The 14,695-nt window shown below is 42.9% G+C and carries 7 protein-coding genes; all 7 read left to right on the top strand.

Annotation, left to right across the window (positions count from 1 at the left end; translation table 11 throughout):
• Nucleotides 1-7: 7 nt before the first annotated feature.
• The 7 genes from L3V36_RS15280 to L3V36_RS15250 all read left to right on the top strand — a co-directional run bounded on the left by L3V36_RS15280 (nt 8) and on the right by L3V36_RS15250 (nt 13,881).
• Complete coding sequence (locus L3V36_RS15280) at nt 8-724, top strand: FadR/GntR family transcriptional regulator (RefSeq protein ID WP_017091179.1); 717 nt, start codon at nt 8-10, stop codon at nt 722-724.
• A gap of 767 nt (nt 725-1,491) precedes the next feature.
• The gene (locus L3V36_RS15275) at nt 1,492-3,270 is read left to right on the top strand and encodes a transporter (RefSeq protein ID WP_102447721.1); all 1,779 of its coding nucleotides are present in this window, start codon (nt 1,492-1,494) and stop codon (nt 3,268-3,270) included.
• Between the two features lie 219 nt (nt 3,271-3,489).
• Complete coding sequence (locus L3V36_RS15270; protein ID WP_017077170.1) at nt 3,490-5,568, top strand: DUF4962 domain-containing protein; 2,079 nt, start codon at nt 3,490-3,492, stop codon at nt 5,566-5,568.
• A gap of 512 nt (nt 5,569-6,080) precedes the next feature.
• The gene (locus L3V36_RS15265) at nt 6,081-6,962 is read left to right on the top strand and encodes an NAD(P)-dependent oxidoreductase (protein ID WP_004733521.1); all 882 of its coding nucleotides are present in this window, start codon (nt 6,081-6,083) and stop codon (nt 6,960-6,962) included.
• Between the two features lie 1,076 nt (nt 6,963-8,038).
• Complete coding sequence (locus L3V36_RS15260) at nt 8,039-9,910, top strand: methyl-accepting chemotaxis protein (RefSeq protein WP_017095152.1); 1,872 nt, start codon at nt 8,039-8,041, stop codon at nt 9,908-9,910.
• 237 nt (nt 9,911-10,147) lie between these two features.
• The gene (locus L3V36_RS15255) at nt 10,148-11,890 is read left to right on the top strand and encodes a polysaccharide lyase family 7 protein (protein WP_102447722.1); all 1,743 of its coding nucleotides are present in this window, start codon (nt 10,148-10,150) and stop codon (nt 11,888-11,890) included.
• A 422-nt stretch (nt 11,891-12,312) separates the two neighbouring features.
• Nucleotides 12,313-13,881 (top strand): polysaccharide lyase family 7 protein, encoded by a 1,569-nt coding sequence (locus L3V36_RS15250; protein WP_065682235.1) that lies wholly within the window; start codon nt 12,313-12,315, stop codon nt 13,879-13,881.
• Nucleotides 13,882-14,695 lie beyond the last annotated feature (814 nt).

Here is a 14,695-nt window from a genome sequence, read left to right as displayed (position 1 = left end):
CGAACTTATGGCTAGCACTTTTAATTCAATTTCGGGCTCGAAGCGTAGCCTGCACGTGCAAGTAGCACGCGAAATCGCTCGTGGAATTTTGTCTGGTGATCTGCCGCAAGGTTCTATTATTCCTGGTGAAATGGCGTTGTGTGAACAGTTTGGTATCAGCCGAACGGCACTTCGCGAAGCAGTTAAACTATTGACCTCTAAAGGTCTATTAGAGTCCCGCCCGAAAATCGGTACTCGTGTAGTAGACCGCGCATACTGGAACTTCCTTGATCCACAACTGATTGAATGGATGGACGGCCTAACCGACGTAGACCAATTCTGTTCACAGTTCTTAGGTCTTCGCCGTGCGATTGAACCTGAAGCGTGTGCACTGGCAGCCAAATTTGCGACGGCTGAACAACGTATTGAGCTTTCAGAGATCTTCCAAAAAATGGTCGAAGTGGATGAAGCTGAAGTGTTTGACCAAGAACGTTGGACAGACATTGATACTCGTTTCCATAGCTTGATCTTCAATGCGACAGGTAACGACTTCTACTTGCCATTTGGCAACATTCTGACAACTATGTTCATTAACTTCATTGTGCACTCTTCTGAAGAGGGGAGCACATGTATCAATGAACACCGTAGAATCTATGAAGCTATCATGGCGGGTGACAGTGACAAGGCGAGAGTTGTGTCTGCAGCTCACTTGCAAGATGCTAACCACCGTTTGGCTACTGCGTAATAGAAACGATTTAAAGTGCATCTGAGCCATCTCACATTGAGATGAATAGCCTCATATGCAGATAAGCGACTTAAAAAGGTATGCCTAGTGCATGCCTTTTTGGGTTTTTAGACCGCTTGTTGCACCATCTGTAGCACTATTTTGGGTCAGTCTTTTTGCAACGTCTGTTAAGCTATTCTTCCACGTTACAACCCGCCTTATTTTTAACGTCTACGTAACAATCCCCAAGCATCGTTCTAAACACATTTTTAGCTGCCCGTATCAGACAAGTAGTTATGCGACAGCCGGGATTTTTCACCTCTAAGTATTCAAAATCTGGGATTAAACAAACAGGGTTCGTGGATTTAATATTTAGATATTTAAATTGAATTCTAATGATATTACCCGCTCGATTTCGTAAAAAACACTGGTTTATTGTGTGATGAATGATGTGGGTTTGGTCACGGATTCTCTTTTATTATTTTTGAGATCTTTATGTTTATATGTGTTTGGTTGTATTTGTTAATAAGTGTGCAAAGTCTCACTTTTATTTTAAGTTGTTGTTTTTAAGGTTTAATTTATTTTGAGTGTTTGATCTTTTGGGTTTTTACCTAAAACCCTAACAATTTCCTTAATGGATTAGCCATATTCCATCCTATGTCATATATATAATTAACTTAATCAATCAAAATAAGATCGCCATCACTTATTTGGATTATTGTACTACAAATAAGGAGTCGAATTTCCTATAGTCCTCGTAACAAATTAAAACGGACAAAGGATACACGATGGAACTCAACACGATTATTGTCGGCATTTATTTCCTATTCTTGATTGCGATAGGTTGGATGTTTAGAACATTTACAAGCACTACGAGTGACTACTTCCGCGGGGGCGGTAACATGTTGTGGTGGATGGTTGGTGCAACCGCCTTTATGACCCAGTTTAGTGCATGGACATTCACCGGTGCAGCAGGTAAAGCGTATAACGATGGTTTCGCTGTAGCGGTCATCTTCGTAGCCAACGCATTTGGTTACTTCATGAACTACGCGTACTTCGCGCCGAAATTCCGTCAACTTCGCGTTGTTACGGTAATCGAAGCGATTCGTATGCGTTTTGGTGCGACCAACGAACAAGTATTCACTTGGTCTTCAATGCCAAACTCAGTGGTATCTGCGGGTGTGTGGTTAAACGCATTGGCAATCATCGCTTCGGGTATCTTCGGTTTCGACATGAACATGACTATCTGGGTGACTGGCCTAGTGGTATTGGCAATGTCGGTAACAGGTGGTTCATGGGCGGTAATCGCATCTGATTTCATGCAGATGGTTATCATCATGGCGGTAACGGTAACTTGTGCGGTTGTAGCGGTTGTTCAAGGTGGCGGTGTTGGTGAGATTGTTAACAACTTCCCAGTACAAGATGGTGGTTCGTTCCTTTGGGGCAACAACATCAACTACCTAAGCATCTTTACGATTTGGGCATTCTTCATCTTCGTTAAGCAGTTCTCAATCACGAACAACATGCTTAACTCATACCGTTACCTAGCAGCAAAAGATTCAAAGAATGCTAAGAAAGCTGCATTGCTTGCTTGTGTGTTGATGTTGTGTGGTGTGTTTATTTGGTTCATGCCTTCTTGGTTCATTGCAGGCCAAGGTGTTGATTTATCAGCGGCTTACCCGAATGCAGGTAAAAAAGCGGGTGACTTTGCTTACCTATACTTCGTACAAGAGTACATGCCAGCAGGTATGGTTGGTCTTCTAGTTGCCGCGATGTTTGCAGCGACAATGTCCTCAATGGACTCAGGTCTAAACCGTAACTCAGGTATTTTTGTTAAGAACTTCTACGAAACAATCGTTCGTAAAGGTCAAGCATCAGAAAAAGAGCTAGTAACCGTATCTAAAATTACTTCAGCGGTATTTGGTTTCGCTATTATCCTAATCGCACAGTTCATCAACTCATTAAAAGGTTTAAGCCTGTTTGATACGATGATGTACGTAGGTGCGTTAATCGGTTTCCCTATGACGATTCCTGCATTCCTTGGTTTCTTCATCAAGAAGACTCCTGACTGGGCTGGTTGGGGTACGCTAGTTGTTGGTGGTATCGTATCTTATGTGGTTGGTTTTGTTATCGACGCAGAGATGGTAGCCGCGGCGTTTGGTCTTGATACTCTAACAGGACGTGAATGGTCTGATGTTAAAGTTGCGATTGGTCTGATTGCTCACATCACGCTAACCGGTGGCTTCTTCGTACTATCTACGATGTTCTACAAGCCTCTATCAAAAGAACGTCAAGCGGATGTTGATAAGTTCTTTGGCAACTTAGATACACCATTAGTAGCAGAATCGGCAGAGCAAAAAGTGTTGGATAACAAACAACGTCAAATGCTTGGTAAACTGATTGCGGTAGCGGGTGTTGGTATCATGTTGATGGCTGTTCTGACGAACCCAATGTGGGGACGTTTAGTCTTCATCCTTTGTGGTGTGATTGTTGGTGGTGTTGGTGTTCTACTTGTGAAAGCGGTCGATGATGGCGGCAAGCAAGCGAAAGCAGTAACCGAAAGCTAATACATAGAAAACGTTTATAATAGAATGCGACGACTCGAAAGGGCGTCGCATTTTTTTATTCTGCGGAACCGGAAAACCGTCAGGTGAAAGATATCTGACCTAAATCACGAAAACTGTACAAAGTGGTTCAATCGAATCGAAATATATTCAATTGTCCTACAATAAGACGTATATTATTGCTAATTCCTTTCAATCAACTTGAAAAATAAGTGAGTTAGAATGAGCGACCAAAAATCTCTTGATGCAATCAGGAAGATGAAGCTGGAAAACGATACTTCAGCAGGTAATCTTGTAGACCTACTTCCTATCGAAGTTCAAACACGTGACTTCGACCTATCATTCCTAGACACCTTGAGCGAAGCACGTCCGCGTCTTCTTGTTCAAGCTGATCAGTTAGAAGAATTCAAAGCAAAAGTGAAAGCTGATCAAGCTCACTGTATGTTTGATGATTTCTACAACAACTCTACCGTTAAGTTCCTTGAGACTGCTCCTTTCGAAGAGCCTCAAGCGTACCCAGCTGAGACGGTAGGTAAAGCTTCTCTATGGCGTCCTTATTGGCGTCAAATGTACGTTGATTGCCAAATGGCACTGAACGCGACACGTAACCTAGCGATTGCTGGTGTTGTGAAAGAAGACGAAGCGCTAATTGCGAAAGCAAAAGCTTGGACTCTAAAACTGTCTACGTACGATCCAGAAGGCGTGACTTCTCGTGGCTATAACGATGAAGCGGCTTTCCGTGTTATTGCTGCTATGGCTTGGGGTTACGACTGGCTACACGGCTACTTCACAGATGAAGAACGCCAGCAAGTTCAAGATGCTTTGATTGAGCGTCTAGACGAAATCATGCACCACCTGAAAGTGACGGTTGATCTATTGAACAACCCACTAAACAGCCACGGTGTTCGTTCTATCTCTTCTGCTATCATCCCAACGTGTATCGCGCTTTACCATGATCACCCGAAAGCAGGCGAGTACATTGCATACGCGCTAGAATACTACGCAGTACATTACCCACCATGGGGCGGTGTAGACGGCGGTTGGGCTGAAGGTCCTGATTACTGGAACACGCAAACTGCATTCCTAGGCGAAGCATTCGACCTATTGAAAGCATACTGTGGTGTAGACATGTTTAATAAAACATTCTACGAAAACACAGGTGATTTCCCGCTTTACTGCATGCCTGTTCACTCTAAGCGTGCGAGCTTCTGTGACCAGTCTTCAATCGGCGATTTCCCAGGTTTAAAACTGGCTTACAACATCAAGCACTACGCAGGTGTTAACCAGAAGCCTGAGTACGTTTGGTACTACAACCAACTGAAAGGCCGTGATACTGAAGCACACACCAAATTCTACAACTTTGGTTGGTGGGACTTCGGCTACGACGATCTTCGTTTCAACTTCCTTTGGGATGCACCTGAAGAGAAAGCACCATCGAACGATCCACTGTTGAAAGTATTCCCAATCACGGGTTGGGCTGCATTCCACAACAAGATGACTGAGCGTGATAACCATATTCACATGGTATTCAAATGTTCTCCGTTTGGCTCAATCAGCCACTCTCACGGTGACCAAAACGCATTTACGTTGCACGCATTCGGTGAAACGCTAGCATCAGTAACAGGTTACTACGGTGGTTTCGGTGTAGACATGCACACGAAATGGCGTCGTCAAACGTTCTCTAAAAACCTTCCACTATTCGGTGGTAAAGGTCAGTACGGCGAGAACAAGAACACAGGCTACGAAAACCACCAAGATCGCTTCTGTATCGAAGCGGGCGGTACTATCTCTGACTTCGACACAGAATCTGATGTGAAGATGGTTGAAGGTGATGCAACGGCATCTTACAAGTACTTCGTTCCTGAAATTGAATCTTACAAGCGTAAAGTCTGGTTCGTTCAAGGTAAAGTATTCGTAATGCAAGACAAGGCAACGCTTTCTGAAGAGAAAGACATGACTTGGCTAATGCACACAACTTTCGCAAACGAAGTGGCAGACAAGTCTTTCACTATCCGTGGCGAAGTTGCGCACCTAGACGTAAACTTCATCAACGAGTCTGCTGATAACATCACGTCAGTTAAGAACGTTGAAGGCTTTGGCGAAGTTGACCCATACGAGTTCAAAGATCTTGAGATCCACCGTCACGTGGAAGTGGAATTCAAGCCATCGAAAGAGCACAACATCCTGACGCTTCTTGTTCCTAATAAGAACGAAGGCGAGCAAGTTGAAGTGTCTCACAAGCTTGAAGGCAACACGCTACTGCTCAATGTTGATGGCGAAACGGTTTCAATCGAACTGTAATCCGCTGAAGTAACAGAAGTTAGATACTAAAAACTCCGAGTGAAAGCTCGGAGTTTTTTTGTTTGTCTAGCTAGTTAGTTAAGTTGGCAAATCCTTTAGGTCGAAATAAACCTAAATCACCTTGGTGAAAACCACCGCCTTAAGTAACCCAAGCACCGAGCCCAGTGTTGCAACGGTTTAGTTAGCGTTACGACGGTTTAGTCAGTTTTACAGTGAATTACCTTCGTCACTGGCTGAGTAAGGGAGTAGTGAACTATACATAGGTAAAGGCGTAGCTTGTTCTTAATAATCGTATGACATTTAACGTATGTTATTTCATCAATAGACGGTTTTTAAAGTAGTAAATAGTTCCTGTAAGTACAAAGCGTGCCCCATATTTTCTCGTAAAGTGAACCCCCGTCACAACTTGCGTCTAACCATCAAATCAATGCCCTAAAACTATTGCGTAACGAGAAAGACGTCGTTATTATAATGAGCATATAATCATACAATACTATATTTGGAGTTTGAACATGACTAAACCTGTAATCGGTTTCATTGGCCTAGGTCTTATGGGCGGCAACATGGTTGAAAACCTACAAAAGCGCGGCTACCACGTAAACGTAATGGATCTAAGCGCTGAAGCTGTTGCTCGCGTTACAGATCGCGGCAACGCAACTGCATTCACTTCTGCTAAAGAACTAGCTGCTGCAAGTGACATCGTTCAGTTTTGTCTGACAACTTCTGCTGTTGTTGAAAAAATCGTTTACGGCGAAGACGGCGTTCTAGCGGGCATCAAAGAAGGCGCAGTACTAGTAGACTTCGGTACTTCTATCCCTGCTTCTACTAAGAAAATCGGCGCAGCTCTTGCTGAAAAAGGCGCGGGCATGATCGACGCACCTCTAGGTCGTACTCCTGCACACGCTAAAGATGGTCTTCTGAACATCATGGCTGCTGGCGACATGGAAACTTTCAACAAAGTTAAACCTGTTCTTGAAGAGCAAGGCGAAAACGTATTCCACCTAGGTGCTCTAGGTTCTGGTCACGTGACTAAGCTTGTAAACAACTTCATGGGTATGACGACTGTTGCGACTATGTCTCAAGCTTTCGCTGTTGCTCAACGCGCTGGTGTTGATGGCCAACAACTGTTTGACATCATGTCTGCAGGTCCATCTAACTCTCCGTTCATGCAATTCTGTAAGTTCTACGCGGTAGACGGCGAAGAGAAGCTAGGTTTCTCTGTTGCTAACGCAAACAAAGACCTTGGTTACTTCCTTGCTCTTTGTGAAGAGCTAGGTACTGAGTCTCTAATCGCTCAAGGTACTGCAACAAGCCTACAAGCTGCTGTAGATGCTGGCATGGGTAACAACGACGTACCAGTAATCTTCGACTACTTCGCTAAACTAGAGAAGTAATCGACGTACGACCTCGCTAGGGTATTGCCTGTCTTTTAGATGGCGATACCTGAGCGAGGTTCGTTTTTATCTGCCATATCCAACTTTTGTTCCCTCGTTAAAATCTTCTACTTCTACTTCTACTTCTACTTCAATTTCCTCAGCTACACCTAATCAAATCTCTGTTTAACTCTGTTACTGCCTCAATTCCTATTTTTTTCTATATCTACATCTATATCTATATCTATTTCTAACGGCAAATTCAAAGCCTTCTAGCACCCACTCGTTCACTTACTTTTCTACGTAAACTTAAAACCAGTGCACTTAACTGATTGTTGGTGATGGCCTAACACCGCTCGTATATCGGGTCTGAAAAGAAAGTAAAAAAAAGCCCACACAGCTGGTGACTGTATGGGCATGTTCGGACGAGCCGTCTGGACAAACAAATGAGCAATAGTAAGTGAAAAAACGAATAACGAGATCCCCCGACAGTTTCTACGTTAAACGCGTTCAATGACCTTAAAGCGGCTGCTTCAATTATCACTTTGAATTGAACAAAAGCATCCAGAAAGAACTTAAGTTATGATTCAAACACACCATAACTTAAGGCTTATTGTATTACAAATAAATTTTAAGTTTGAATGCCTTTAGTGAATGGTTAGTTGGTAGAAGTGTGAGTTAAGACTCATTTTTTCACTCAGCTGGGTGAGGTAAATAAGAAGAGTTTTCGAAAAGATGTTATCGGAGAAATGATGAGCTAATTATCTAAAAATCGATCTATTTGAATGTGTTATGCGTCAATGTTTAACTTCGAACAAAATCCAAACTCATAAATGATACCTATGTCACAGGGCGATTTTAGCCAGTTTTAATATATCAAGATCGCTCACAGAATGCCTGGCCAATTAAACATACAATATTAATTAAATTGATGGTTGTGACGATGGAACGGCATGAACAAGTTTCGCTTTCCGTATCTTCGAAAATGTAAAAAATGACCATTTCATTCGGATGAAAATAATAGACATAGGTTGATATGGATGATGAGTTTTATGAATTCAAAATTGTCTCTAGGGTTTAAAGGAAAATTGATTTTAATGGTAGCGATCGTCAGTTCTAGTGCTTTAGCATTTACGAACTGGTTTACGCTTAACTTGGCCACTGAACAGGTAAACCAAACGATTTATAACGAGATTGATCACTCGCTTACGATAGAAATCAATCATATAGAAAGTACCGTTCAGCGTACCATCGATACCGTTAACTCTGTTGCACAAGAGTTTACGAAATCCCCATACCAAGTGCCGAATGAAGCACTCATGCATTATGCGGCTAAGCTTGGTGGCATTGACAAGATTGTGGTGGGTTTTGACGACGGCCGTTCTTATACCTCTCGCCCTTCAGAGTCTTTCCCTAACGGTGTTGGAATAAAAGAAAAGTATAATCCAACCACTCGACCTTGGTATCAACAAGCGAAATTGAAATCAGGCTTATCTTTTAGTGATCTGTTTTTCACTAAGAGTACTCAAGTGCCTATGATTGGTGTGACGTACTCATACCAAGATCGTGTCATCATGGCCGACATACGTTTTGACGATTTGGAAACTCAGCTTGAACAGCTGGACAGCATCTACGAAGCCAAAGGCATTATCATCGACGAGAAGGGGATGGTGGTCGCTTCAACAATCGAAAACGTACTTCCGCAAACCAATATATCTTCTGCAGATACTCAAATGAAACTCAACAGTGCCATTGAACAGCCTGATCAATTCATTGAGGGGGTGATTGATGGTAACCGGAGAATCTTGATGGCCAAGAAAGTGGATATTGGCAGCCAGAAAGAGTGGTTCATGATCTCCAGTATTGACCCTGAACTCGCGCTCAATCAGTTGAATGGCGTGATGTCGAGTGCGCGCATCCTTATCGTGGCTTGTGTGCTTGGCTCGGTGATATTGATGATTTTGCTTCTAAATCGCTTTTACCGCCCAATCGTATCACTGAGAAAAATCGTCCACGACCTATCTCAAGGTAACGGAGACTTGACCCAAAGGCTTGCTGAGAAGGGGAATGACGACTTAGGGCATATCGCCAAAGACATAAACTTGTTCATTATCGGTTTACAAGAGATGGTTAAGGACGTCAAATTCAAGAACTCGGATCTCGATACCAAGGTATTGAGTATTAGGGAAGGTTGCAAAGAAACCAGCGATGTATTGAAAGTTCATACTGATGAAACGGTTCAAGTGGTCTCTGCGATTAACGGCTTGTCTGAAGCATCAAACGAAGTAGAGAAGAGTTCTCAGTCGGCGGCAGAAGCAGCAAGAGAAGCGGCTGTGTTCAGTGATGAGACCAAACAGATTAACATGGTGACGGAAACCTATATCAGTGATCTTGAGAGGCAAGTCTGCACCACCTCTGATGATATTCGCTCAATGGCCAATGAAACGCAGAGCATCCAGTCAATCGTGTCTGTGATTGGTGGAATTGCGGAACAAACTAATTTGCTGGCATTGAATGCATCAATCGAGGCGGCAAGGGCGGGTGAGCATGGTCGAGGTTTCGCGGTGGTTGCTGATGAAGTCCGTGCGTTAGCCAACCGAACTCAAATCAGTACTTCTGAAATTGATGAAGCGCTCTCTGGCTTGCAGTCTAAATCAGATGGTTTGGTTAAATCGATTGAGTTGACCAAAAGCAACTGTGAAATGACCCGTGCTCAAGTGGTTCAAGCGGTAAATATGTTAGCGAAGCTAACGGAACAGATGGAAACGGTGAGTCGTTTTAACAATGACATTTCGGGTTCGTCTGTTGAGCAAAACGCCCTTATTCAGAGCATCGCTAAGAACATGCATAAGATTGAAAGCTTTGTTGAGGAGCTTAATAAGCTAAGCCAAGATCAGCTGATTGAATCAGCAGAAATCAAAACACTTAACGGCAGCGTTAGTGACTTGATGAGCAGCTTTAAGGTTTAACTTTTCTAATATTTATATTTAAAAATCAACATACTAAGTTTATTTGTTGATCTGAGAGCCACTCAATAACTTGCGAGTTTAGAGTGGCCTTTATGCGTTTTTCTTGAGTCTAACTCTACGCAATACTCATTCATTCCACTTCATTTGCCACATCTCACATTCTGATAAATAGACAATTGACATAAAATAGTACAAATATACATTGTCACTCTATTCTTATGGATAAGTGAGATAAATGTGAATAAGCCAATCTTCGTCGTAGTACTCGCTTCGTTTACGTACGGCTGCGGTGGAAGCAGCTCCAGTGACAGTAGTGATCCTTCCGATACCAATAACCCAGGAATGCCCGCTGGTGTTGTTGCTCCCTATGATATTACCAAGTATCAAAACATTCTTTCCAGCTCAGATCTTCAGGTATCTGATCCTAATGGAGAGGAGGGCAATAAAACCTCTGAAGTCAAAGATGGTAACTTCGATGGTTATGTCAGTGATTATTTTTATGCTGACGAAGAGACGGAAAATCTGATCTTCAAAATGGCGAACTACAAGATGCGCTCTGAAGTTCGTGAAGGAGAAAACTTCGATATCAATGAAGCAGGCGTGAGACGCAGTTTGTATGCAGAAATAAGCTTGCCCGATATCGAACATTCGATGGCAAGTTCACCGGCTGATTACGATGAAGTGACCGTGCTACAGATCCACAATAAAGGTACAGACGAGAGTGGTACGGGTTATATCCCTCATCCGCTATTGCGTGTGGTTTGGGAGCAAGAACGAGATGGCCTCACAGGTCACTACTGGGCAGTCATGAAAAATAATGCCATTGACTGTAGTAGCGCTGCTGACTCTTCGGATTGTTACGCCACTTCATATAATCGTTATGATTTAGGAGAGGCGGATCTTGATAGCTTCACTAAGTTTGATCTTTCTGTTTATGAAAACACCCTTTCGATCAAAGTGAACGATGAAGTTAAAGTCGACGAAGACATCACCTACTGGCAGCACCTACTGAGTTACTTTAAAGCGGGTATCTATAATCAATTTGAAAATGGTGAAGCCACGGCTCACTTTCAGGCACTGCGATACACGACCACACAGGTCAACGGCTCAAACGATTGGGATACTAATGATTGGAAGTTGACGATTCCTGCGAGTAAAGACACTTGGTATGGAAGTGGGGGTGACAGTGCGGCTGAACTAGAACCTGAGCGCTGTGAATCGAGTAAAGACCTTCTCGCTAATGATAGCGATGTCTATCATAGCGATATTGACCTTTCTTATTTCAATACCGATGAAGGAAGAATGCACTTTAGAGCAGATATGGGTTATGGCACTAGCACACAAAACTCTAGCTATATTCGCTCTGAGCTCAGGGAGTTGTATCAAAGCAGTGCTCAACCGGATTGTAGCACCAGCGATGAAGATACAAGTTGGTATTTGGACGATACAAGAACCAATAAAACTAACCATCAGCTCACCGCAACTTTGCGAGTTGAAGATTACCCGAACATCAACAATCAAGATCCAAAAGTGGTACTTGGACAAGTCCATGGTTGGAAGATCAATCAAGCATTGGTGAAGTTGTTATGGGAAGGAGAGAGTAAGCCAGTAAGAGTGATACTGAACTCCGATTTTGAACGCAACAACCAAGATTGTAACCATTGTGACCCGTTCAGTGTCGAATTAGGCACATACTCAGCTAACGAAGAGTGGCGGTATACGATTCGCGCCAATCAAGACGGTGTCTATTTGGCGACTCATGATTTAGATGGAACTAATACAGTCTCTCACCTAATCCCGTGGGGAAAGGATTACTCAGATAAAAATGGGGACACGGTCTCGTTGACGTCAGATTGGACATCGACAGACATCGCTTTCTATTTTAAAGCGGGCATCTACCCACAATTTAAGCCTGATAGCGACTATGCGGGTGAAGTGTTTGATGTGAGCTTTAGTTCTCTAAGAGCAGAGCATAACTGAGTTCTCTGATGTTTGATTAGCCATGTCGGTAATGAAGAAGACCATATTGATACCTACAATGTGGTCTTTTTTGTTTTTGGACACTTACAGTGATGTGTTTGGAAGGACAAATGTTCTGCATAGATTGATACAAACACTTATTATTACAGCTCTGTTTCTTTGCTCTTGATAGCCCATTTTGCATTCGAAATTTTCATATATCGTCTTTTATCAATAGGAAATGTGATCCAGTTAAAGTATGGAAAAATCGGAAAGTGTTCCTAGTCTCATTTATCCAACGAAGTGTTTTATTTGTATTATAAGATTACGTAATATTTTCGTGTTATCGCAAATACTGATAGGTGTATCGCCTTATAGCTCGTGTTTGCTGATTTAGCTTTCACTTACGAACGCTGTCTTTGTATTATAATAATGGATTAAATATGAAACAAATTACTCTAAAAACTTTACTCGCTTCTTCTATTCTACTTGCGGTTGGTTGTGCGAGCACGAGCACGCCTACTGCTGATTTTCCAAATAACAAAGAAACTGGTGAAGCGCTTCTGACGCCAGTTGCTGTTTCCGCTAGTAGCCATGATGGTAACGGACCTGATCGTCTCGTTGACCAAGACCTAACTACACGTTGGTCATCTGCGGGTGACGGCGAGTGGGCAACGCTAGACTATGGTTCAGTACAAGAGTTTGACGCGGTTCAGGCATCTTTCAGTAAAGGTAATCAGCGCCAATCTAAATTTGATATCCAAGTGAGTGTTGATGGCGAAAGCTGGACAACGGTACTAGAAAACCAACTAAGCTCAGGTAAAGCGATCGGCCTAGAGCGTTTCCAATTTGAGCCAGCAGTGCAAGCACGCTTCGTAAGATACGTTGGTCACGGTAACACCAAAAACGGTTGGAACAGTGTGACTGGATTAGCGGCGGTTAACTGTAGCATCAACGCATGTCCTGCTAGCCATATCATCACTTCAGACGTGGTAGCAGCAGAAGCCGTGATTATTGCTGAAATGAAAGCGGCAGAAAAAGCACGTAAAGATGCGCGCAAAGATCTACGCTCTGGTAACTTCGGTGTAGCAGCGGTTTACCCTTGTGAGACGACCGTTGAATGCGACACACGCAGTGCACTGCCAGTTCCTACAGGCCTGCCAGCGACACCAGTTGCTGGTAACGCACCGAGCGAAAACTTTGACATGACGCATTGGTACCTATCTCAACCATTTGACCATGACAAAAATGGCAAACCTGATGACGTTTCTGAGTGGAATCTTGCAAACGGTTACCAACACCCTGAAATCTTCTACACAGCTGATGACGGCGGCCTAGTATTCAAAGCTTACGTGAAAGGTGTACGTACATCTAAAAACACTAAGTACGCGCGTACAGAGCTTCGTGAAATGATGCGTCGTGGTGATCAGTCTATTAGCACTAAAGGTGTTAACAAGAATAACTGGGTATTCTCAAGTGCTCCTGAATCTGACTTAGAGTCGGCAGCGGGTATTGACGGCGTTCTAGAAGCGACGTTGAAAATCGACCATGCAACAACGACGGGTAATGCGAATGAAGTAGGTCGCTTTATCATTGGTCAGATTCACGATCAAAACGATGAACCAATTCGTTTGTACTACCGTAAACTGCCAAACCAAGAAACGGGTGCTGTTTACTTCGCACATGAAAGCCAAGACGCAACTAAAGAGGACTTCTACCCTCTAGTGGGCGACATGACGGCTGAAGTGGGTGACGATGGTATCGCGCTTGGCGAAGTGTTCAGCTACCGTATTGACGTTAAAGGCAACACGATGACTGTAACGCTAATGCGTGAAGGCAAAGACGATGTTGTACAAGTGGTTGATATGAGCAACAGCGGCTACGACGCAGGCGGCAAGTACATGTACTTCAAGGCCGGTGTTTACAACCAAAACATCAGCGGCGACCTAGACGATTACTCACAAGCGACTTTCTACCAGCTAGATGTATCGCACGATCAATACCAAAAGTAATCTAACCCTATAAACCCAAGCCTCCAACTCTCAGAGTTCGGAGGCTTTTTTGTGCCTGTTGTTTAGGCAGAAACCATCAGTTATTAAAGATAAACATATAGATTAAAAGCTGGTGGCTGACCTTGACTTCTGCTTTCAACATCCTCTTTCCAATCCCCCTAATCTAATATCTAACGTATAGTCTTTCATTCGCTCATAGACCTGTATTCGTAAGACAGGGTTAACCAATCTAGGGATAGTGTCTAAGAGTGTCTAAGAGTGTCTAAGAGTGTCTAAGGTTGGTTTTTGGTGTGATTAAACCAGAAGATGAATTGGTATCAATATGCACCAATGCTTCTCTATTTTCAAAGTCGAATTTACAGGCTGCGGATGTTTCAAATGCTAGAGAATGGGTTAACGATGATAGATCAGGGTAGAAATTGAACTTGAGGCATTAAATGGGTAATACAGAGCTCTATTTGCCTCTTCAGCTAATAGTGTTGGTTTTAAAAAATTAACATGCTGTTTTGATGAAATATTAATGCATCATTGATTCGACAGATATTAACGAGTTTATATAAGCTGAATTTGTAGTGAGTGTTAAGTATGTACATCCAAGTAAGCTAATAGGTGGGCGTCTGCGAGTTAGCTTCTGACAAATGAACGATTTAGGTAAGTTGAATGGAATAAAAATGCCGTCACAAGGACTAATGCCGATCGTTTAAGAAGACTTGAACGATCTTGCAGTTAGCAGATAATCCCCATCAACAACGTTGATGGGGATTTTTTTATGCTTGAACAAGAATTAGCAATGGCACACGAGACCATTGAAGAT

It is taken from the genome of Vibrio sp. G-C-1 (genome assembly GCF_021728015.1).
GTDB classification, from domain to species: domain Bacteria; phylum Pseudomonadota; class Gammaproteobacteria; order Enterobacterales; family Vibrionaceae; genus Vibrio; species Vibrio splendidus.
Note: the sequence above shows the minus strand (reverse complement) of the source record. Positions and strands in the feature narration are given on the sequence as shown.

Bases quoted from the DNA above. Each gene is read 5' to 3' on its own strand.
- L3V36_RS15280 (WP_017091179.1), top strand. From the start codon at position 8: ATGGCTAGCACTTTTAATTCAATTTCGGGCTCGAAGCGTAGCCTGCAC.
- L3V36_RS15275 (WP_102447721.1), top strand. From the start codon at position 1,492: ATGGAACTCAACACGATTATTGTCGGCATTTATTTCCTATTCTTGATT.
- L3V36_RS15270 (WP_017077170.1), top strand. From the start codon at position 3,490: ATGAGCGACCAAAAATCTCTTGATGCAATCAGGAAGATGAAGCTGGAA.
- L3V36_RS15265 (WP_004733521.1), top strand. From the start codon at position 6,081: ATGACTAAACCTGTAATCGGTTTCATTGGCCTAGGTCTTATGGGCGGC.
- L3V36_RS15260 (WP_017095152.1), top strand. From the start codon at position 8,039: ATGGTAGCGATCGTCAGTTCTAGTGCTTTAGCATTTACGAACTGGTTT.
- L3V36_RS15250 (WP_065682235.1), top strand. From the start codon at position 12,313: ATGAAACAAATTACTCTAAAAACTTTACTCGCTTCTTCTATTCTACTT.